This window comes from Verrucomicrobiaceae bacterium (assembly GCA_016713035.1).
GTDB lineage: Bacteria > Verrucomicrobiota > Verrucomicrobiia > Verrucomicrobiales > Verrucomicrobiaceae > Prosthecobacter.
The window spans coordinates 320,122-341,220 of record JADJPW010000009.1; the positions used below are offsets into that span (position 1 = coordinate 320,122).

Consider the following 21,099-nt stretch of genomic DNA (forward strand, 5'->3'; position numbering starts at 1 on the left):
CGCCCTTTTCTTCAACACACCCGAGCATTTCCGCACGGGTAATTTTTTGTCGGCTTTGCTAGATCAGAAGCGGATGCTCAGATCGAGCGTGAAGCGCTCATCGGTGAGTCCCTTCGGCGAGATGACGGCTTTTTCATAAGCGACACCGAGCCAAGTATCGGCAAACAAGCGGCTGCGGAAGCCGACGCCGATCATGCCCTGAGTGACGCCCTGTGATCCAGTGGCACCGAAGTTGAACACATCATAGCCTTCAGAAAGGAGGCCGATGTTGTTGCCAGCATTCGTGACGCTGAAGGCATTGAAGGTGACGAATGGCACGAAGCGATCACTGACGTAGTAGTCAGCCATGATGCTGTAGTGCAAGACAGAGGACTGCTCATCAGAGTTCACTGGCAAGCGCCAGCCGAGATTGCCACTGAGGTGGAAGTCTCCGAAGCCTTTTTGGAAGGCGATGAAGGGATTGAACTCGCCGCCGCCGCGTCCCTGGAAGACGTCACGGCTACCGGTCGGAATGTGGAAGGTCAAACCAGGCGTGAGGAGGAACTGGGAGGCATCATTGTCGATCAGGGCATATTTGAAGCCGACGGCAAGATCCATCCAGCCATTTGGATTGGCGAGAGCATCGTTATTCACGTCCATGAAGCCGTCCTGCGTGGCGATGAGTGCCAGACGGGGGGTGAGCGCGTAGCGGAGCTGCAGCGCATAAAGCTGGGCATCACCGCCGCCGAGGAAGCTGTCATCAATGCGATGATGCACAAAAATGGGCCGGACCTCCGTGCGAATAGCGGCGTCTTCGAAGAAGATCGGGTTTGTCACCGGCGAGATGGTGTGATCTTTCCATGAGGCGGCGGCCTGGATGCTGTTATTGGCCGCAGGGGCGGTGGTGCCAGCATAGGCATTGACGACGAGGGAGACGGCGGCGCAGGCGGTGATACCGGCACTGCGCAGCCACGAGTGCGTGGAGTAGTTTGTTGGGTCCATGCGTGTATTAAAGCATGCAGTCCCACGCATTGATCCACCATGATTGGCGGAGAATGTGCAATTGATGCGAGGCAATAATGGAAACAGTTAATCGCAAGTGCTTGATACCGAGCGACGTAGATTCTGACGCTATGAATCCCACCTCTTCTCGTCGCTCTTTTCTAAAGAATTCTACTCTCGCCGCCGCCGCATTCCCTGCGGTCGTACGTGGGCAGAATCTCAACAGCAAGCTGCAAGTGGCCTGCGTGGGTGTGAATGGCATGGGCTTCAACGATTTGAAAAACGTGGGCACGCATGCAGCAGTGAAATTCGTCGGGTTCTGCGATGTGGATGCCAATCACTTCGATCAGGCGGATCAGGCGCATCCCGGTGTGGCCCACTTTAGCGATTACCGGCAGATGTTTGAAAAACTCGGTGATGGATTCGATACGGTGACGGTGGGCATCCCAGATCACATGCACGCACCCGTGGCGGTGGCAGCGATGCAGCGTGGGAAGCATATCTATTGCCAGAAACCGCTCGCTCACACGGTCTGGGAAGCACGCCAGATGCGCCTGTGGGCAGAGAAAAAAGGCCTCGTGACGCAGATGGGCAACCAGATCCACTCCGCGCTCGAATACCGGCTCGGCACACGATTGATTAAAGAAGGTGCCATCGGCAAAATCAAAGAAGTGTACTCCTGGGTCGGCGTCACGGGCAATGAGCGTACGCGGCGCTTTACACCGCCACCGTCGAAGCCTGCACCTGCGAATTTGAATTGGGACCTATGGATCGGCGCAGCACCGATGCGTGACTATGCAGAGGCGTATCATCCTTTCTCCTGGCGTGACTGGCAGGACTTCGGTGGTGGTGGATTGGGCGATTTCGGCTGCCACATCCTTGATCCCGTTTTCACTGCGCTGGATCTCACGGCACCGATCAGCATCCATGCGAAGAACAGCGGCATCAATGAGCAGATCTGGCCCACCAGTGAGACGATCAACTATATCTTCCCCGGCACGGCATACACAGCAGATAAGACGATCAAAGTCACCTGGATGGATGGTGGCCTGAAGCCCTCACACAAGCTCGCGCAAATGCCTGGGAACATTGATCTGCCCGCGAGCGGCAGTATTTTCATCGGAGAGGGAGGCTGCCTCGTGCAGGCGCATGTGGCAGGACCGCGCCTGTATCCGGTGGAGAATTTCACCGGCTTCAAATACCCGAAAGAGGAAGGCCGCAGCCACTGGCACACCTGGATCGATGCCTGCCTGAGCGGTGGCAAGACCAGCGACGGCTTCCACTACGCCGGACCGCTGGCAGAGACCGTGCAGCTCGGCAACATCGCCACCCGCGTATGCCTGCCATCGCTGAACGCCGTCAGTGGCCGCCTGGAAGACAGCAAACTCGTCCTCGAATGGGACGCCGCCAATCTACGCTTCAACAACTCGCCGGAGGCCGACAAGCTGCTCACCAAAACCTACCGCGCTGGTTTTGAAGTCGCTGCGGCGTAAAACTTATCTGAGACGCTGAATGCTCAATCCGGCTGCTTTGGCGAGCTGAAGCTGATCTTCGTCAAAAGAGAGGAATACGTCGGCATTCAGCTCACAGGCCACAGCGATATGGAAGAGGTCCATACCGCGCACAGTCATGTTGGACGAATGCCTTTCGCTGATCTGGCAGGCTTCGCGAATAGCATTCGTCCAGTGAAACTCCCGGTGGGTCCAATAGCCAAGTTTGATCTCGTGTTCGAGCAGTCGGATCATCTGACGCGACTCACCTGATTGGATCAAACCGTGCCTTTCGGCCTGTCGAAAGCTATTGAAGACTTCAACTCGGTGCCAAGGCGTCCAAAGCACATCGGCCGCAGGATCAATATCGAAAAGGCTGATCGCCGCAGCATGGTGTTGGTCGCGATTGCTCTTACAGGCCAGCCACCAAGATGTGTCCGCATAGAAAGTCATAAGATCACTTCTTCAGCGATTTCAGAAAAGCTGCGCCGTCGAAGGTGGGGCGTTTTGGGTCTCCTACTGCCCGCCGGGAGGCCAATTCACGCGTCATGCGTGGTTTTCCTGCTTTGGTGACGATAAATTTGGTTTTACCGCCCGCAGTGACGACAAGCTGATCACCTGTCGTGAGCTCATCCACGAGGCTGGTGTCTGCATAGAATTTGCGGCTGCTCACTGTTTTCATATGTGAAATCATCTCATGACAGCGGGCGAAAGGCAAGCAGCAGGCTCTGGGACGTTCGACTGAGCCGCAGAGAGGCAGAGAGGCAGAGAGGCAGAGGTTTTGGCGTTGGGCGCTCAGAACAAGCTCTGCCCCGCTGGCTTCGGATCGCTGCTTTGAGCTAAAAGCCGTGCTTGGCGACGAAGTTGCTGCTTTCGCAGCCAGCGTGAGATGGAGTTCATGGCAGCAAGCTCGCGCTTGTGGCGCTGGAGCATGTCGTCGTAGATTTGAGCCTCGAGAGCGAGATGGAGACGAGATTCACCATCGCTCACGAAGCGTACAGAGCACTGGATGGCGTGCATAACGATGCAGAAGGTGCCGAGGAGTCGCTGAGTGCTACTTACGCAAACAGCTTCGTCACCGGTTTGGCCTTCACCAGTTCGCGGGGCTGGTTGAGGTGGTTGTACACGATGGTTTCGGGGTCGATGCCGACGCTGTGGTAGATCGTGGCGAGGAGTTCCATCGGGTGCACGGGGTCTTCGGTGGGGGCGGAGCCGGTGGCGTCTGATTTGCCGTGGACGTAGCCGCGCTTGATGCCGGCACCACCGATGACGGCGGTGTAGCAGTACGGCCAGTGGTCGCGGCCATCGGCGCTGTTGCCATTGCCAGAGGTGGAGACGCCTTTTTCCGGACTACGACCGAATTCACCGAGTGCGACGACGAGGGTCTCATCGAGCAGGCCTGTGGCTTCCAGGTCTTCAAAGAGGGCGCTGAGGCCCTGATCGAGCATGGGGCCGCTCTGGTTCTTCATGCGCTGGGTGAGGCCGACGTGGTGGTCCCAGGAATGATTGTCGGAGTTGGCAACTTTGGGCCAGATGACCTCGACGACGCGGGTGCCAGCCTCCAGCAGACGACGGGCGAGTAGGCAGCTCTGGCCGAAGGTGTTGCGGCCGTAGCGGTCGCGGATGTTCGTGGATTCGCGATCGAGGGCGAAGGCGTCGCGGGCGCGGCCACTGGAGATGAGATTGAGGGCCTGGCTGTAGTATTCATCGAGGCTGAGGTCTTTCGTCGCGGCTTCGATCTGCGGCATTTGGGAATTGATGGCATCGCGGAGCTTCTCACGGCGCTCGAGGCGCACGCTGAAGAGGTCGGGGCGGAGCTGGAGGTCTTCGATCTTGATGCGGTCCATCTTTCCCATGTCGAGGTCGTCGCCATCGGGGAAGAGGGTGTAGGGATCAAAGGATTTGCCCAGGAAGCCTGCGCCGCCGCCTTTGCCGACGACGTTTGATTCCTGGAGCGGACGCGGGAGTTGCACGAAGGGCAGCATCGGCTCGGTCGGTGGCTTCAGGCGAACGATGTTCGAGCCGAAATTAGGGAAGTCTTTGGCATTCGGCGGCTCGAGCTGGCCGGAGGGGCTCACTTTATCCGTCGTGTAGCCGGTCATGATCTGATAAATCGCGGCGGTGTGATTGAAGAGCCCATTGGGCGTGTAGCTCATCGAGTTGATCATGGTGAACTTGTCATTCACCTTCGCGAGCTGCGGCAGGATCTCGGTGAAGTGCTTGCCGGGGATCTTGGTGGGGATGGTCTTGAATGCGGAGCGCACCTTGTCCGGCACATTCTCCTTCGGGTCCCAGAGATCGAGATGGCTCGGGCCGCCCTGGAGGTAGATCATGAGAACGTGCTTCGCCTTGCCCCAGCCAGCACGGCCCGCAGCGGGCGCATTGGCAGCCATGGCCTGACCACGCAGCATGTTGTTCAAGGTGAGGCCCATCATGGAGGCACCGCCGACGCGCAAGATGTCGCGTCGAGTGCTGCCGAGATGGCGGTCACAGAGATCTTTACCGGGGACTCCAGGGATGCGGAACATGGTGTGCGAAGGTTTGAGGTGAGATGGAAGAAACTGGCCGCGTGATACGGACGCAGGGGCAGATTCTTGCCCAGGGCGGCCAGTTTACCGGGCCAAAGCGGGAAAGTCCATGCTTGGGACCCGCACATCGAGCACCCAGGCAGCTAAAATAAGCTCTCACGGACCCCACCTAAAATTTTCCATTCGCCTGGAATCAACGGTTGCGCACAAGTGGGGGGCTTTGCCATGCTGAAGGCAGGTTTATCTTCCGATTAGGCCATGAACGACCACTTTCAGCCCGAAAAGCTCCTCGCCGCAGGCCCTTCGGCCAAGGTGTATCGTGGCGTGGAGGGCATGACGGGGCGCAAAGTGCTCATCAAAGTACTGCTCGAAGAGCATGAGACACCCTACCCACTCGATCGTGAGCGGCTCCAGCTCCTGGCACACTCCTTCATGCATGTGCGTGGGCCACACATCGCTGGGCTCATCACGCTGCTGCCCACGGAGGACGACTTCGCCCTTGTCTATGAATTCATGCCGGGGATGAACGCACGCGAGTTCGCCACCGCACGCCGCATCACACCGCCAGACCTCCGTGCGGTAGCCGTGCAGCTCATGCAGGCTCTCATGTGCGGGGAGCAAATGCGCACCCCACACGGCGACCCGAAGCCCTCCAACCTCATCATCGCAGATCACCCCGCAGGCGGTCTCTTTCTCCAAGTCCAGGACTGGGGTGTCTCGCTCGCTCGTACGAATCATGCTGCTGAGACACTCTGGTTCCGTGCCCCAGAGCTCCACAGCGCGGATGCAGTGCCCACGAGCCGTAGTGACCTCTTCACAGCCGCGTGCAGCCTCTTTGTCCTCGCGACAAACATGGCCCCAGCCCAGGGTGACAGCGTCGAGCAGATCCTCAGCGAGTGGCGGACCTTTGACATCGCCGCGCTGCGCCAAGTGCGGCCAGATATCGACTCCCCCTTCATCGACTGGCTCGGCTGGCTCCTGAAGCTCGATCCCGCGCAGCGGCCGCAGAGCGCCGCGCAGGCACTCGATGCGCTCATGCACAGCATGCACACCGGCATCATCCACATGCCGCAGCAGGCACCCGTGATGCCCGCAGGCTTCCAGACCGGTCAGCTCATCCCCGCCGCGAACCCGAACGCCCCGCGCCCCAAGCCCATCACACCGAAAAATGCCGCTTCGGGCACCGAGAGCACTCCAAAGACCACGGCTACAAAAAACAGCCCCGCAGCGCTCACCCAGCCTGGCCGCTCCAAAGGCCGCCTCGCCCTGATTTGGGGTATCAATCTCACCGCGCTGGCCATTGCAGGCATCGCCATCTATGCCTTCACAGCGGAGGGAGGGTGGAAAAACGCCCTGCACTCCCTCGGTGAAAAAGTAGGCCTCTCAGAGCCCGTCCAGCCCGCCCCCATCGCCACCGCTGCCGACAAAGCACCGCCCACTGCCACCACCGATGCCGCCGCCGCACCAGCCGCGCCGCCGCCGAATACTGTCATGGCACGCCATGTCCGCATTGATGCCCCCAAAGGCATCATCCTCAATCTCGCGGAAGTCGAAATCATCAGCGGCGGTAAAAACGTCGGCCCACTCGGCAAAGCGAGGCAAAGCAGCACCGAATGGGACGGCAAAGCCGAGTTCGCCAACGACGGCGACACCAACGGTGACGAAACCAAAGGCGGCAAATTTTCCCACACCAACGCCAAGGACAAAAACCCGCGTTGGGAGCTCGATCTCGGCGAGGAATACCCCATCGAAGCCATCGTCATCTGGAACCGCACGGATGAAAAATTCCGCGACCGCATGAAGGGCTTCACCGTGAAGCTCCGCAGCAAGCACCAAAGCGACATCTGGCAGCAAAAAGTCGATGCCGCCCCCATGCCCAGCACCCGGCTAGAGGTCCATCCGCAGTAACCCAGCGTCTTTATGAACGAAGAATTCAATCCCTACGCCGCTCCACAGTCGGAAACACTCACCGCACCCTCCACCGATGATAGCAGCCTACCGCTCGCCGGGCGCTGGCGGCGTGTCGGAGCGAGCTTCATCGACTCGCTGATCATCATGCCCGTTGTAATGCCCCTGCAGTTCTATTTTGGCACTTTTCAGCGCGAGATGGAGCGGCAGGCAGCAGGCGGCTCCATGTTTAATTTCAATCCAGAGAACATCCTTTGGTCTGCATTTGGTTTTGTCTTCATCGTAGCCATCAATTGGGTGTTCTTGCTCAAAGGGCAGACGATCGGCAAAAAAGCGGTGAAAATCCGCATCGATTCCATCTCTGGTGGAGCCTGTGACCGCTCAACAATCATCCTGAAACGCATGCTGCCCATGCAGATCATTTGCCTTATTCCGGGGATCAATTTCATCTTCATCATCGTGGATTGCTTGATGATCTTCCGCCTCGATAAGCGCACGCTCCATGACCTGATCGCAGGCACGAGAGTCGTCGATCTTCGCTCACAGATCACCGCTTGATACCTTCATCCGCATCCAAAACACCGCAGCGGCGATGTAGAGCGAGCCGAAGGCCACCAGCACCGCATCCCAGCCGCCCGCGTGCGAAAGCAGCCATGGCACCGCCAGTGGGAAGGCCGCCGCACCGAGATTCCCGCACATGTTTGTCGTGGCACTCACCGTCGCTGCATGTTCTTTGCCGAAGCTCATCAGTGTCGCGGAGTAGCAAGGATTCGCCACCGCCGCACAGAACATCCCTGCACTGATCACCAGCACAGCCAGCACCGGCTCTGCCACCGCCCAGGCCGCAAAAATCAGCCCTGCACACAGCAGCAGCGCCAGGATCGTGATGCCCTGCCGCGCTAGCCGCTGGCTACCCGTGCGCCGTAGCACCGCATCGGACACCACACCGCCGAAAAGGCAGCCCGTCACATCCGCCAGCAGCGGCAGCGCGGTGAGCCAGCCCGACTTCATGATGCTCACACCCCGCGCCTCTTGCAGATACGTGGCGAACCAGCTCGCAAAGAAAATGTAACCCGCCGCACGGCAGATTTGCTGCAAACAGAGCAGGTACAGCATCGGCTCACGCCGCAGCATCGCCCAGCACACCGTTTGTGCCTGCGCAGCGGACTCTGCGCGGCCATCTTGGATGAGGTGCAGCTCCTGCGCACTCACTGCCGGGTGCTCCGCTGGCTGGTCACGATACCAAGCCACAAACCACAGTGCCCACAGCACACCAGGAATGGCGTAGAGCAGGAACATCCCCCGCCAGCCCACCGTCATTACCATCCACGCTGTGAGCGGAGCCGCGATGATGCTCCCCACGCTCATGAATCCACTGAACGCACCCGCCGCAGAGGCCTGCGCCGCACGGGGGAACCACCGCGCCATCGCCGCTACCGCGATGGGCACCAGTCCCGCCTGCGCGATGCCCATGCACGCACGCGATGCGATCATGAGCCCTAGATTCGCCGTCGCTAGCCCCGCCGTCGCCAGCGACCAGAGCACCGCACAAGCAGCCAGCGACCGCCGCTCCCCCCAGCGCCGTGCCAGCATCGCCGCTGGGATTTGGAAAAGCGCATAGCACCAGAAAAACGCACTCATCATCCACCCAGACTCCTCCTTAGTGAGCCCCAAGTCCGCACGGATCGTACTCTCCGCCGGAGCCACGCCATTGCGCGTGAAATACGCCAGCGCAGCAGCCGCGCAAAGCCCAACGAGTACCATGTGGCGGACACGAGTCATGCGCAGTGAAATACGCCACCAGAGGCCCTTCGTCTTGCCCGGCTCACCAAAGAATGATCGTGAGCTTCTTCGGGCCGTGGGCGCCGAGGATGATGATGCGCTCGATGTCGCCGGTGCGGCTGGGGCCGGTGATGAGGGTGGTGAGGCTGGGCCAGGCGGCGCCGTAGCGCTGCTGGATGAGCTCGTAACCAGCGGGGAGATCGGGCAGAAGCTGATCGCGGCGGGCGAGGACGACGTGATGCTCCGGCAGCACGCTGAGGGCGCGGCCGCCGCCGCTGCGAGCGGTGAGGAAAACGCTGCCGGTTTGGGCAACGAGGGCATCACATTCGGTGATGCCGGCATCGCAGGCTTCGAGCTCGAAGCGGTCGTAGCCATCGGTGGCATCGAGCGTGGGCAGTGCGGGCAAAACGGCCTGCGTGAGCGTGCCGCGATGCGTGGCGATCTTTTTCCAGCCGTGTTTCGCGGCGAGTTCGGCGAGTTTGGCCTTCGCGGCGGCTTCATCGGCGCAGGCGTGGAATTCAGCGCGGAGGAATTCGGCGGTGGCGGCGAATTGGGGGATCAAATCGGTGACGGCGGGCAGGACGGCGCGTTTTTGTGCCGGTGTGGCTTCGAAGGGCTGCGGATGGGTGTCGGAGAGGGCTTCTTCGATGCGGGCGAGGATGAGCTCGCGGGAGGTGGTGGGTGCGGAGAGAGGTCGGATAGGTAGGATGGGGCCGATAGGACTTATAGGACGTATTGGCTCGATGGATGCCGTGTGTGTGCTGGGAATGCCGCGAGCTTTCCACCAGTCTTTGAAGCTCTGCGGGGCCATCGCAGGGGCGGTGCGGGTTTTCGTCCAGGCACGCATGGGATCGAGCGGCGTGGCGGAAATGAGGCGGTGGAAGGGCTGCGCGAGTTTCGCGAGCTTGGTGCCGATTTGATACACGACGGGCTTGTTGATGCTTTTGGCGAACAAACGCCACACCAGGCCTTCGAGCGGATCGGGGCGCTCTTGAACGGCGTTGCGGCGGTTTTGCAGGAGGTGGTGATGGAGGTCGATTTTGACGGGGCAGGTGGCGGTGCAGGCTCCGCAGAGGCTGGAGGAGCCGCTGAGATGCTTCCAATCCTGCAAGCCGCGCAAATGCGGCGTGATGACGCTGCCGATGGGGCCTTGATAGGTGGTGCCGTAGCTGATGCCGCCGATGTTTTTGAAGATGGGGCACACATTCAGACAAGCGCCGCAGCGGATGCAGTGCAGGGCATCGCGCTGCTCGGGATCGGCGAGGAGGGCGGTGCGGTGGTTGTCGAGCAGGACGATGTGCCATTCCTCGGGTCCATCGATCTCGCCGGGCTGTCGCGGACCGGCGTAGGCGGTGTTGTAGCAGGTGATGGGCTGCCCGGTGCCTGCGGTGGCGAGCATGGGAAGGAAGAGCGCGAGGTCAGCCATCTTCGGCAGCACTTTTTCAATGCCGACGAGCGAGATCATCGTCTTCGGCAAAGCGCCGGTGAGGCGTGCGTTGCCTTCGTTTTCGGTGATGGAGATCATGCCGGTCTCGGCGATGAGGAAATTCGCCCCGGTGATGCCAGCATCGGCGGTGAGGTAAGTTTGCCGCAGGAATCGCCGCGCGATCATCGTGAGCTCCTCGGGATCGTCGGTGGGTGCCGTTTTGAGCTTCTCCTCAAAGAGATCGCTGATCTCCTGCATGCTGAGGTGCATGCATGGGGCCACAAAGTGATACGGAGGCTCGTTGCGGAGCTGCTGGATGAACTCGCCGAGGTCGTTTTCGAGCACGTGGTAGCCAGCTTTCTCCAAATGGTCGTTGAGGTGGATTTCCTCGGAGGTCATCACCTTGCTCTTGATGATGCGTTTCACCTCGCGGCGCTCCAGGATGCTGAAAATGATCTTCCGGGCCTCCTCGCTGTCTTTGGCCCAATGCACGACGGTGCCGCGTGCGGTGGCTTTTTGCTCAAACTCGACCAAATGCTCGTGCAGAGCGCTGATGGCCCCTTTTTTCGTCTGCGAGGCCAGAATGCGGGCCTGCTGCCAGTCCTGGAAAAAGCCCTGTGAGCGAGTGCGGGCATCATAATACTTCCACATGCCGGTGTGGATGCGCTCGCGGTGCACGAGGTCGTTCGTGAGGCGGGTGGCTTCGTGGAGGAAGGTGGATTTGGCGGACATTTTCAGAGGAACCACGGATGGGACAGATGGAGACGGATAAAAAACGGATGTTGAGCAATTAGGCGACGGACCGTCTTTACCCCCGAACTCACAGGATCAGTTGCGAGCCAGAGTAAAATAGAAGAACAAAGACGGATCGAGACGGATAAGAAACGGATGAATGGAGAAAAACAAGGCCCCCCCCCCCCCCCCCCCCTTTCCTCCCTGTCCTCCCCTCCCCCCCCGGCCCTCCGCGGGTTCCAGCAGAAGCCCCGCCCCCAAGGGAGGGAAGAAGGAAAAAAAAAAAAAGAAAGAAAAAAAAAAAAAAAAAAAAAAAACCGGCGGTTCCCCCGCCCCCCCCAAAATCCAAACCGCATCCGTGGTTTCATGCTTTCGAGGTCAAAACCTCCGCGATGTGAATGGTCTTCAGCGGCTGTTTTTGCGCGGTGAGGAGGCCTTGGAGGTGCATGAGGCAGCTGGAATCACCGGAAACGAGGTAGTCGGCGGTGGTGTCGCGGGCGGAGGCACATTTGACCTCGCCCATGGCGGTGGAGATCATGGGGAATTTCGTGGAGAAGGTGCCGCCAAAGCCGCAGCAGGTCTCCGCTTCCTTCATTTCGACGAGTTGGAGGCCGCGCACTTTTTGGAGGAGCTGGCGGGCAGGCTTTTTGAGGTTCAACTCACGCAGGCCGTGGCAGCCGTCGTGGTAGGTGACTTTGTGCGGGAACTTCGCACCGAGATCGGTGACGCCGAGCTTGTTCACGAGGAAGTCGGTGAATTCCCAGCACTTCGCGGAAAGCGCGGCGGCCTCGGCTTCCTCCGGCTGGCCGTGGAAAAGCTCTTTGTAGAAGACTTTGAGCATGGCACCGCAGGAACCGGAGGCGATGACGATGGCTTCGCTGTCGCGGAGGCGCTTCAGCACGGGGCGTGCGGCCTCGCGGGCCTCATCCCAATATCCCGCATTGAAGGGTGGCTGTCCGCAGCAGCCGAGCTCTTCCGGGTAGTCGATCTCATGTCCGAGACCTTCGAGAATGTTCACGATGCTGATCCCGGCCTGTGGGCTGATGAGATCGACGAAGCACGGGATGAAAAGGGTGATGCGCATGAATCTGGAAACCTGATTCCTGATTCATACGCGATCAACCGCAGGTCGGATTTTTTTATGCCGGGCCTGAGCGGGCATCTCACCAGATACCATCGAGCGTCTGCGCCATGGGGAAGGGCCCCTTGGAGTGCGGGCCAAAGAAGAAGCGGAAGGCCACAGAGCCCGTCCAGCAGTCCACTTTATCGAGCTTTGTGTACTCGATGCCGCTCATGAGCTTGATGCGGTGCTTGGCGATGTGGTAGTTCAGGCCCACGTAGGCGGCATGATAGCGGTCTCCATTGTTGAGGCCGACAAAGCGCTCGTAGCGGCGCTGGGCACGAATGCCGCGTGGATCGTCCGCTTTGGCGAATTGGTAGCGAGCGACGAGCTGGAGTTTATCGGTCAAAAAGACGCTAGGCTGGAGATTGATGCCGCCCACGCTGCCACGGGCACCTCCGAGGCCTGCGGTGGCCTCTGTGACGAGGGCAAAAGGGCCATCGGTGAGGATGAGTGCGGCGTTGAGGCCATTGGTGAAGCGGTTCATGTTTGTGGCCTGCGGGTCGAGATCACTGTAGAGGTAGCCGAGGTTCAGCGCGGCGGCATCGGTGCCGAATTTTTTGCCGAAATCCCAGGTGGCAGAGGCGAGGTAGCTCCAGCCGGAGTTGAACTTGGTGAAGCTGTTTCCCATGCTCGGCCCCGTGGCATTGCTGAAGATGCCTGTGTAGTAGCTGAAGGCACCGATCTTGCCGCTGAGGGTGACAGCGGGTGTGTAGTCCAGAGCGAACATGTTGGTGAGCATGGATCGCTCGAGGTAGTTGATGTAGCGACTGGAGACATTGCGGTCATGGGTGAAGCGGTGCTTCTGCTGGCCGATAGTGAGGTTCAGCGCCTCTGCGAAGGACCATTGCGCCCACAGCTCGGTGAAACCGTTGTAAAAGGGCTCCAAATCGGTGCCGCTGACGGCCTGGGCGTGCAGGGTGAGCTTGTTGAAGAATTTTCCCTGGAAGCCGAGGCGCAGGCGGCGGCTCTCAAAGGCTTCTTCATACTGGCCGTTGCTGCTGTCGCTCCAGTGCTGCTGGCCGTGGTAGCGACCCAGGAGCCAAAACTCCTGCATGATGGGATTTTCCTTGTTCTGGTAGATGCGACCGAGGTTTTCTAGCTGATCACCGAGGGTGGTGGGAGCAGAGGGAGCGAGTGCCTCACTCAGGCTGCCGCTGGAGCCAGCGAGGCAGGCGGGTGCAACTGCGAGGAGACTAAGAAGGATGAGGAAGGAGGTGCGGATCGACATGATAGGCACCCGCATTTGTTACAAAAATGGCACCGAAGCCTCTGATTCCATGTGACGGTTTTGTCACAATGGGAAAAAGGCTCAAAAAGCGCCACCACCCCAAGAACCGTGCACTGATGAACAAACACTGGAGAGCGACTGGGTGGTCGGAGTGCTTGGTTCCGGCTCGAATGGAAGTCTTCGCTGTCACAATTTTTATGAGCCTCTGCTTTGCAGTGCTCTTCGCCGCTCTGTTTTTCGCAGAGCGCTGCCAGCGTCCAGGCCGCTCCATCGAGCAGATGTCGCTGCTGCCACTGGAGTCAGATAATCCGACCGCCGTGGAGCCAGAAACCCTTTCCAAAACCAACTCATGACCACCACCACCGCCAAAACCACGATCACATTTAACGATAAGGTCGTCCGTCAATTCATGTGGGCCTCCGTCCTTTGGGGCGTCGTCGGCATGCTTGCGGGCGTTTTCATCGCACTGCAACTCAACTTCCACGAGCTGAATCTGGCCTCCTGGTTGAGCTTTGGCCGCCTGCGCCCGCTGCACACGAATGCGGTGATCTTCGCCTTCGTGGGAAATATGATGTTCGCGGGCATTTACTACTCCACGCAGCGTCTGTGCAAGGCACGCATGGCTTCGGATGTGCTCTCTGCGGTGCATTTTTGGGGCTGGCAGGCCATCATCGTGAGTGCAGCCATCACGCTGCCGCTGGGCCTCACGCGTGGGCAGGAGTACGCTGAGCTGATCTGGCCGATCAATATCGCGGTGGCGCTGATTTGGGTCGTTTTCGCGGTGAACTTCTTCTGGACGCTGGCACGGCGGAATGAGCCCTCTCTCTATGTGGCGCTGTGGTTCTACATTTCCACCATCGTGACAGTGGCGATGCTCTACATCGTCAATCACCTGTCCATCCCGACGGGGCTCACACATAGCTACACGATCTTCTCTGGCGTGCAGAATGGCCTGGTGCAGTGGTGGTATGGGCACAATGCGGTCGCCTTCTTCCTGACCACCCCGATCCTGGGTATCATGTACTACTTCCTGCCAAAGGCGGTGGAGCGGCCCGTGTACTCCTATCGTCTATCGATCGTGCATTTCTGGTCGCTGGTCTTCATCTACATCTGGGCGGGACCTCATCATCTGCTCAATACGTCACTGCCGCTGTGGTTGCAGTATCTGGGCATGTTCTTCAGCCTGATGCTGTGGGCTCCGAGCTGGGGGGGCATGCTCAATGGCCTGCTGACGCTCCGTGGAGCCTGGGATAAGCTGCGCACCGATCCGGTGGTGAAGTTCTTCATCGCGGCGGTCACCTTCTACGGCATGTCCACCTTTGAGGGGCCGCTGCTCTCCATCCGCGCGGTGAATGCACTCTCGCATTACTCTGACTGGACGATCGGCCACGTGCATAGCGGTGCTCTGGGCTGGAATGGCTTCATGGCTGCGGGTCTCTTCTACTGGCTGACGCCGAAACTCTACGGCACAAAGCTGCACTCCACCGCCTGGGCGAATTTCCACTTCTGGATCGGCACGATCGGCATCCTCATCTATGTGGCCTCTATGTGGGTCTCCGGCATCATGCAGGGCCTCATGCTCAATGCCACGAATCCAGAGGGCACTGCGCTGGTCTATCCGAACTTCATCGAAACGCTGACCTCAATCCGTGCGATGATGGGCTTCCGCATCATCGGTGGTGCGCTCTTCCTCGTGGGCTTCATCCTTATGGCGGTGAATCTCATCATCACTGCCCGCTCCGGCAAAGCCGTGGAGGAATCCCGCGAAGTCACCGTCCCAGCACGCGAAAGCCGCGATACCATGGGCGTGCTCGGTGCCTTCTTGAATGACCCCATCGCTTGCATGTTCGGCGGATTCCTCCTGGTGATGGCGTGGCTCTTCCTGCCCCCTGGAGCTGACATCATGGCACTCATCTGCGCCTGTATCTTTGCCGTGCTGGCCGTGCAACGCTTCCGCCGCAACAGCGCCAACTGGAACAACTGGCATGAGAGCATCCTGCACAACTGGCTGCCCTTCACAGTGCTCGTCTTCGTCGCGGTAGCGATGGGTGGACTCATCCAGATCATCCCCACCGTCGCGGTAAACCGCGCAAAGAACATGGAAGACCGCATCCAGAAGATCTACACGCCACTAGAGCTCGCTGGGCGTGATCTTTACGTCAGTGAAGGCTGCTACAACTGCCACTCACAGATGATCCGCACCATGCTGCCAGATGTACTGCGCTACGGTGACTACAGCCGCCTCGGTGAGAGCATCTACGACCATCCCTATCAGTGGGGTAGCAAGCGCACGGGCCCTGATCTCGCCCGCATCGGCCAGACCAGCCCGACCTCAGGTGACAAATATCCGCACTCCTGGCACTTCGATCACATGAAGGATCCACGCAGCACCTCCGCCGGGTCCAATATGCCCGCCTACCCACATTTGTTTGAGGAGAAATTCGACCAGAAGTCCCTGCCGAAGAAAATCGCCGTCCTAAGCTCCCTCGGAGTGCCCTACCCCGCGATGAACTCTGACGAGATCAAGATCCAAGCTATCGAGCAAGCGATCAAAATCACCGAAGAGCTCAAAACCCAAGGCAAAGTGGCCCGGCCTGATACGCAGATCGTCGCTCTGACCGCCTACCTACAAAAGCTCGGTGAATTCGAGACACCGAAGATCGAGGAGAAGCTCCAAGGTCCCGCTGGCATCCCCTTCCCCATCACTCCGGTGAATCCTGACAAAGTCCGTGCCGCTAAAAAAGCCGTCACCACCGCTGAACGCTAAAAGACCGACACCAAATAGCCCTCCATCATGTATAACCGCGTCATTTACGAAAACTGGGCCGACTGGGTGCCCTTTGTCGCCTTCGGTGTCACCGCCGCTGTCTTCATCTCCTTTGTCATCCGCGCCATCACCCTGCGTCGCGAGCCTACGGAGCGTCTCGCACGCCTCCCGCTCGATAAAGACTTCTAAAAACTACCACCACACGCCATGCCTGACTCTCATCCCTCCTCCGGCCCACAGCTCCGCGAACACGTCTATGACGGCATCCAGGAGTACGACCAGAAATTGCCGAACTGGTGGCTCTTCACCTGGTACATCACCATGGTGTTCTTCGTATTCGCATGGTTGTCCTACTACCAGTTTGGCATCGGCGACAGCGACATCGAATCGGTCGAAAAAGACCTCGCCGTCGTCATGGCCGCTCGGGACAAGGAACTCGGTGCCATCGACGATGACAAGCTCTGGGCCATGTCCAAAGACCCCGCCATCATCGCTAGCGGAAAGGCCACCTATGACACCACCTGCATCGCCTGCCATGCGCCGGATATGAGCGCCCACATCGCCGGCGCCAAGCTGCCCGGCCTACCACTCAACGATACGGAGTGGAAGCACGGCTCCAAGCCCACACAGCTCCTCAGCATCGTACGCAAAGGTGCCCCAGACCTCACCAAGGGCATGCCACCGTGGGAGCCCCAGCTCGGCATCAAACGCGTGATCGAAGTCGTCGCCTTCATTTTGAGCAAGCACGACAAAGACAAGCCCACCACGCTCGCCGCTGATTCACCCCTGAAAGCGGGTGCCTCCGCCACCCCAGCACCAGCAGGCACAGCGCCTGCTGCACCCGCTGCGGCGAAGTAGATTCTCGATGTGAGAGGCCTCCTGGCCGCTGATTTTGCCGCTGATCGCAGGAGTTCCATGTCTGGCAGCATCACCAGTGCGCAAACCCGCCTGAAGAGGCCGCAATTGCGATTCATTGGTCGTGAATTGGCGGATTGCTGCCCAGCGCATGAAGACAGCACTATTGCATCGTAGATTTGTCATAACCCCCACCTCACTCACGTCATGAAAATGCACTCCCTCTGCTCTGGTGAGCACCAGAACCCCTTCGCGACCACGCAGCGCCGCCGCGATTTCCTCCAAGTCGGTGCCATGGCCGGGCTCGGCATCACACTGCCCCAGCTCCTACAGCTCCAGGCAGCGCAGAAGCTCGAAATGCCTTCCGTGGAAAGCTACAAGCCCATCGCCACCTCCGTCATCCACATCTATCTGCCCGGTGGCATGGCACAGCATGAATCCTGGGACCCAAAACCCTTCGCTGCACCGGAATATCGCGGCCCCTTTGCACCTATCAAAGGCGTCACAGGTGAGTACGTCGGTGAGAAGTTCGCCAACATCGCCAAGATCCTGGATAAGATCACCATGATCCGCTCCATGACGCACGGTGAGGCCGCGCATGAGCGTGGCACGCACAACATGTTCACCGGCTACCGCCCCAGCCCCGCGATCAAGTTCCCCAGCTTTGGCTCCATCATCAGCCATGAGCAGGGCAGCCGGAATAACCTCCCGCCCTACGTCGTCATCCCCAGTGTCTTCGCCCCCGAGCAGGGCAGCGGCTACATGAGCAGCGCCTTCGGCCCCTTTGCCCTCGGTAGCGATCCCGCCGATGCAAATTTCACCGTGCGTGACCTCGCCACGCCGAAGGACATCGACGAAAAGCGCTTCAACCGCCGCCGCAGCCTCCTCCAGAGCGTGGACGATCACTTCCGCTCCGTGGAGAAGTCCGATGCAGTCAACGCGATGGATGAATTCTACAACGCCGCCTACAGCCTCATCAGCAGCAGCCAAGCACGCGAGGCCTTCAATCTCAAAGCCGAGCCCGATAAACTGCGTGACGAATACGGCCGCAACGCCGCCGGTCAGCGCTTCCTCCTCGCCCGCCGCCTCGTAGAGGCTGGCACACGCATGGTCAGCGTGAACTACGGCAGCTGGGATCACCACTCGAACATCAAAGGTGCCTTCGAAAGCCAAGCCGTGCAGTTTGACCAGGCCTTTGCCCGCCTCATCCGCGATCTCGACGAGCGTGGCATGCTCAGCACCACCCTCGTCCTCGTCAGCAGTGAATTCGGTCGCACACCGAAGATCAACAGCACCAATGGCCGCGATCACTACCCACGCGTCTTCTCCGTCGCCATGGCTGGCGGTGGCGTGAAAAAAGGCTTCGTCTATGGCAAGTCCGACGCCCTCGGTGCTGAGCCCGATGAAAACCCCGTCGGCCCCGAAGACCTCGCCCGCACCATGTACCGCCTCCTCGGCATCAATGCCTCCAAGCGCATCGTCGTCGAAAACGTCCGCCCCATCGACATCGTCAACGGCGGCGAGGTGCTGAAGGACCTGCTGGCATAAATCAGCAGCGGCTCACTGTGCCGATCATCCACGCATCGCCCGCTGCCGCAGGAAGTGATCCGCTACGACGAGGTGCACCATCGCCTCCACCATCGGCACGGCACGCGGCAGCACGCAGGGGTCATGGCGACCGCGTGCGGAGAGTGTCGTGTCTTCGCCGGTATTCGTCACCGTCTTTTGCTCGCGGAGCACGGTGGCCGTCGGCTTGAAGGCCACGCGGAAGACGATGTCCTCCCCGTTGCTGATGCCGCCCTGCACGCCGCCGCTGCGGTTCGTGCGGGTACGCACGGTTTTGCCATCCATGTAAAACTCATCATTGTGCTCCAGGCCCGTCATGGTGGTGCCTGCGAAGCCACTCCCGATCTCAAAACCCTTCGTCGCCGGCAGACTGAGCATCGCCTTCGCCAAATCGGCCTCCAGGCGGTCAAAAGCCGGTTCGCCCAGCCCCGCAGGCACGCCGCGCACCACACACTCGATCACACCGCCCACGCTGTTGCCCTCACTGCGGACTTTTTCGATCAGCTCGATCATTTTCTCCGCTGCGACGGGATCACAGGTGCGGACGATGTTCGACTCGATGAGTGAAGAGCAAAGGGCCGAAGGCGGAGGAACATCGGCGTGGATGTTTTGCACCGTTTTGACATACGCTAGGCACTCGTAACCGCCCAGCGAGTGCTGCAGCACCTTCCGCGCGATGGCACCCGCCGCCACGCGGCCGATCGTCTCCCGCGCACTCGATCTGCCACCGCCACTGACGGCACGGATGCCGTACTTCGCATCGTAGGTGTAGTCCGCGTGACTCGGGCGGTAAGACTGCTGCATCTCCGTGTAGGCGGAGGGGCGCTGATCCGTATTGCGCACAAAAATGCCGATCGGCGTGCCCAGCGTCTTTCCATCCAGCACACCGGACTGGATTTCCGCCACATCATCCTCTTTGCGCGGCGTGGTGATCTTGCTCTGGCCCGGCTTACGGCGATTCAGCTCATGCTGGATGTCCTCGACAGAAAGCGGGATGCTCGGCGGGCAGCCATCCACGACCACGCCGATCCCTGGACCGTGTGATTCGCCCCAGGTGCTGATGCGGAAAAGAGTGCCGTAGTTGCTCGCCATAGGCCATCATCTATGGGTCCAAAGTGCGCACTGCAAAGTTCAAAGTTGTCCTTCGCCGCAAAGTAGGCTGAAATGATCACATGCCCCTCCCGCGCTGGTTCCTCGCCGCCTTTGGCTGCGCCGCACTCACCTCCCACCTACATGGGGCAGAGGTCGTGGAGTATGAAGGGGCGAAATACCACCTCTACCGGCTCGAAAAGGCTGATTGGGCCCATTTGCAGCTCGCCTGGCTCGGGGCCGATGGACGGCCCCTCGGCGACTTCAACGGCCTGCGCCGTGATTTAGCCGCCCAAGGCCAAAAAATCGTCTTCGCGACCAATGCGGGCATTTTCGGGCGTGGGCCGAAACCTTGCGGCCTCACCATTTGCAGCGGCAAACAGCTCGTACCGCTCAATGTGCGACCTGGGGAGGGAAACTTCTACCTCAAGCCCAACGGCGTCTTCTTCCTCGATGACGAAAAAGGCCCTGGTGTCATGGAAGCGGCAGAATTCGCCCGCAGCGGCCTCCAGCCGCGATTAGCGACTCAAAGTGGCCCGCTCATGCTCCGAGGCGGCATCATTCACCCCGCCTTCAACCTCAACTCACCCAACCGCCGACTGCGCAACGCCGTCGGAGTGCGCAAAAAAGACCAGCAAATCATCTTTGCCATGAGTGACCGGGACGACGCCCAGCGTGGCACCGTCACCTTTCACCAATTCAGCCGCTTCTACCTCCACCTCGGCTGTGAAGACGTCCTCTACCTCGACGGCGACATCTCCAACATGCTCATCGACCCACCCGCCGACGCCAAGCTCACGCCGAACACCTTCGCCGCCATGTTCTACGTCAGCCAAGCGGCGACGAAGTGAGCTCCCCGCATGAGGGAGGCCGAAAGGCTTTCATCTCCATTCTTCAAAGCGGTGTTTTGAGTCCCGCAGCCTTCGCCAGCGCCTTTTGACGGGCATCAAAGGTCAGGAAGTTCTTCGCGGAAAGGTGCTTTGCCGTCGCGAGGTGCAGGATGTCGAGCGTGCGGTTGCCAGTCAGCCCCGTGTGCTTCTCTGAAAGGTGCTCCGCCATGCGCAGAACCGCGTCCTCCTCCGTCGGCACGATCTCCACATGCCCCGCCGCGATGTCCGACTCCCAATCCGCCAACATCTGGTCTGCCTCTTTCTGGCTGTAGCCCTTTTTCTTGTCCTGACTGTGCAGCCACACCTGCAGCCGGATCGCCTGCCGAAACTCAAACTCCAGGAGCTTGGAGACGCGGATGGGTTCGGTCAGGGTATTTCGATAAGCCCAAGCCGCCTCAGAGTGTTCTTGAACGCGATAAATTGAGCAGAGAAAGCTGGTGTCTGGGTAGTCGTTCATGGCTCCCCAGTTTCAAAAGCTCTCATCTCCTCCACCTCGGCTGCGCTAAACACTCGGTCACCCCAGATTCGCTTCGCCCGTGCTCTGAAATCCGGCAAGGGCGGACGCTGCTTTGTCGCGGGCTTGGACCTCGACAAGGTAGCGACAGGTTTGTTGTGTTTGGTGATCTGAATTTCCTCGCCTCCCCGAAGCAAAGCTTCAATGCGGGCAAAGTCATAGCGAAGGTCGCGAATGGTGGCCGTTTTCATGCTGGGCAGAGTATCACAAAGTTTTGTCA

21 protein-coding genes are annotated in these 21,099 nt (G+C 59.7%); 9 read left to right on the forward strand and 12 right to left on the reverse strand.

All coding sequences use genetic code 11. The annotated features are described in order from the left end of the window. Nucleotides 1–63: 63 nt before the first annotated feature. Nucleotides 64–981, reverse strand: a complete 918-nt coding sequence (locus IPK32_22700) for a transporter (protein ID MBK8094699.1) — start codon at nt 979–981, stop codon at nt 64–66. Nucleotides 982–1,112: 131 nt separating this feature from the next. On the opposite strand from IPK32_22700, the gene IPK32_22705 reads away from it, so the two are divergent. Beyond that, nucleotides 1,113–2,474, forward strand: coding sequence for a Gfo/Idh/MocA family oxidoreductase (locus tag IPK32_22705; protein MBK8094700.1), 1,362 nt, complete (start codon nt 1,113–1,115; stop codon nt 2,472–2,474). Nucleotides 2,475–2,477: 3 nt separating this feature from the next. Here IPK32_22705 and IPK32_22710 read toward each other — a convergent pair whose 3' ends face one another. The 4 genes from IPK32_22710 to IPK32_22725 all read right to left on the reverse strand — a co-directional run bounded on the left by IPK32_22710 (nt 2,478) and on the right by IPK32_22725 (nt 4,999). Continuing rightward, nucleotides 2,478–2,924: a type II toxin-antitoxin system VapC family toxin gene (locus tag IPK32_22710; GenBank protein ID MBK8094701.1), complete on the reverse strand. Its 447-nt coding sequence runs from the start codon at nt 2,922–2,924 to the stop codon at nt 2,478–2,480. Between the two features lie 4 nt (nt 2,925–2,928). Continuing rightward, nucleotides 2,929–3,153 carry a hypothetical protein gene (locus IPK32_22715; protein ID MBK8094702.1) on the reverse strand — a complete coding sequence of 75 codons (225 nt, stop codon included), beginning with the start codon at nt 3,151–3,153 and terminating at the stop codon, nt 2,929–2,931. Between the two features lie 113 nt (nt 3,154–3,266). Further along, a complete protein-coding gene (locus IPK32_22720; GenBank protein MBK8094703.1) occupies nt 3,267–3,491 on the reverse strand; it encodes a hypothetical protein in 225 nt (74 codons plus the stop codon). Nucleotides 3,492–3,529: 38 nt separating this feature from the next. Beyond that, nucleotides 3,530–4,999, reverse strand: a complete 1,470-nt coding sequence (locus IPK32_22725) for a DUF1501 domain-containing protein (GenBank protein ID MBK8094704.1) — start codon at nt 4,997–4,999, stop codon at nt 3,530–3,532. 258 nt (nt 5,000–5,257) lie between these two features. Between IPK32_22725 and IPK32_22730 the strand changes: the two genes are divergently transcribed. Together IPK32_22730 and IPK32_22735 are read left to right on the forward strand one after the other, a co-directional pair. Then, entirely contained in the window at nt 5,258–6,907 is a 1,650-nt protein-coding gene (locus tag IPK32_22730; GenBank protein MBK8094705.1) for a hypothetical protein, read from the forward strand. Between the two features lie 12 nt (nt 6,908–6,919). After that, nucleotides 6,920–7,465: an RDD family protein gene (locus IPK32_22735; GenBank protein MBK8094706.1), complete on the forward strand. Its 546-nt coding sequence runs from the start codon at nt 6,920–6,922 to the stop codon at nt 7,463–7,465. Here the strand turns inward: IPK32_22735 and IPK32_22740 are convergent. From IPK32_22740 to IPK32_22755, 4 genes are all read right to left on the reverse strand, one after another. After that, the gene (locus tag IPK32_22740) at nt 7,448–8,689 is read right to left on the reverse strand and encodes an MFS transporter (GenBank protein ID MBK8094707.1); all 1,242 of its coding nucleotides are present in this window, start codon (nt 8,687–8,689) and stop codon (nt 7,448–7,450) included. The two genes, IPK32_22735 and IPK32_22740, sit on opposite strands and share 18 nt — an antisense overlap. Nucleotides 8,690–8,732: 43 nt before the next feature. Then, a complete protein-coding gene (locus IPK32_22745; GenBank protein MBK8094708.1) occupies nt 8,733–10,847 on the reverse strand; it encodes an LUD domain-containing protein in 2,115 nt (704 codons plus the stop codon). A gap of 364 nt (nt 10,848–11,211) precedes the next feature. After that, on the reverse strand, nt 11,212–11,931 hold the full coding sequence (locus tag IPK32_22750) for a (Fe-S)-binding protein (GenBank protein MBK8094709.1): 720 nt from the start codon (nt 11,929–11,931) through the stop codon (nt 11,212–11,214). Between the two features lie 79 nt (nt 11,932–12,010). Continuing rightward, nucleotides 12,011–13,198, reverse strand: a complete 1,188-nt coding sequence (locus tag IPK32_22755; protein MBK8094710.1) for a hypothetical protein — start codon at nt 13,196–13,198, stop codon at nt 12,011–12,013. Nucleotides 13,199–13,395: 197 nt separating this feature from the next. Here IPK32_22755 and IPK32_22760 point away from each other — a divergent pair, with 197 nt between their 5' ends. The 5 genes from IPK32_22760 to IPK32_22780 all read left to right on the forward strand — a co-directional run bounded on the left by IPK32_22760 (nt 13,396) and on the right by IPK32_22780 (nt 18,368). Then, entirely contained in the window at nt 13,396–13,551 is a 156-nt protein-coding gene (locus tag IPK32_22760; protein MBK8094711.1) for a hypothetical protein, read from the forward strand. Continuing rightward, a complete protein-coding gene (gene ccoN / locus IPK32_22765; protein ID MBK8094712.1) occupies nt 13,548–15,965 on the forward strand; it encodes a cytochrome-c oxidase, cbb3-type subunit I in 2,418 nt (805 codons plus the stop codon). The genes IPK32_22760 and ccoN overlap by 4 nt, the downstream gene beginning before the upstream one ends. A 27-nt stretch (nt 15,966–15,992) precedes the next feature. After that, entirely contained in the window at nt 15,993–16,154 is a 162-nt protein-coding gene (locus IPK32_22770) for a hypothetical protein (GenBank protein ID MBK8094713.1), read from the forward strand. 18 nt (nt 16,155–16,172) lie between these two features. After that, nucleotides 16,173–16,823, forward strand: coding sequence for a c-type cytochrome (locus IPK32_22775; protein ID MBK8094714.1), 651 nt, complete (start codon nt 16,173–16,175; stop codon nt 16,821–16,823). A gap of 204 nt (nt 16,824–17,027) precedes the next feature. Then, complete coding sequence (locus IPK32_22780) at nt 17,028–18,368, forward strand: DUF1501 domain-containing protein (GenBank protein ID MBK8094715.1); 1,341 nt, start codon at nt 17,028–17,030, stop codon at nt 18,366–18,368. A gap of 24 nt (nt 18,369–18,392) precedes the next feature. On the opposite strand, the gene aroC is transcribed toward IPK32_22780, so the two are convergent. After that, on the reverse strand, nt 18,393–19,478 hold the full coding sequence (aroC, locus tag IPK32_22785) for a chorismate synthase (GenBank protein ID MBK8094716.1): 1,086 nt from the start codon (nt 19,476–19,478) through the stop codon (nt 18,393–18,395). Between the two features lie 80 nt (nt 19,479–19,558). Here aroC and IPK32_22790 point away from each other — a divergent pair, with 80 nt between their 5' ends. After that, the gene (locus tag IPK32_22790; GenBank protein ID MBK8094717.1) at nt 19,559–20,326 is read left to right on the forward strand and encodes a phosphodiester glycosidase family protein; all 768 of its coding nucleotides are present in this window, start codon (nt 19,559–19,561) and stop codon (nt 20,324–20,326) included. Nucleotides 20,327–20,369: 43 nt separating this feature from the next. Here the strand turns inward: IPK32_22790 and IPK32_22795 are convergent, their stop codons facing one another. Continuing rightward, on the reverse strand, nt 20,370–20,822 hold the full coding sequence (locus IPK32_22795; GenBank protein ID MBK8094718.1) for a type II toxin-antitoxin system VapC family toxin: 453 nt from the start codon (nt 20,820–20,822) through the stop codon (nt 20,370–20,372). Further along, nucleotides 20,819–21,070, reverse strand: a complete 252-nt coding sequence (locus tag IPK32_22800; protein ID MBK8094719.1) for a type II toxin-antitoxin system Phd/YefM family antitoxin — start codon at nt 21,068–21,070, stop codon at nt 20,819–20,821. The genes IPK32_22795 and IPK32_22800 overlap by 4 nt, the downstream gene beginning before the upstream one ends. Nucleotides 21,071–21,099 lie beyond the last annotated feature (29 nt).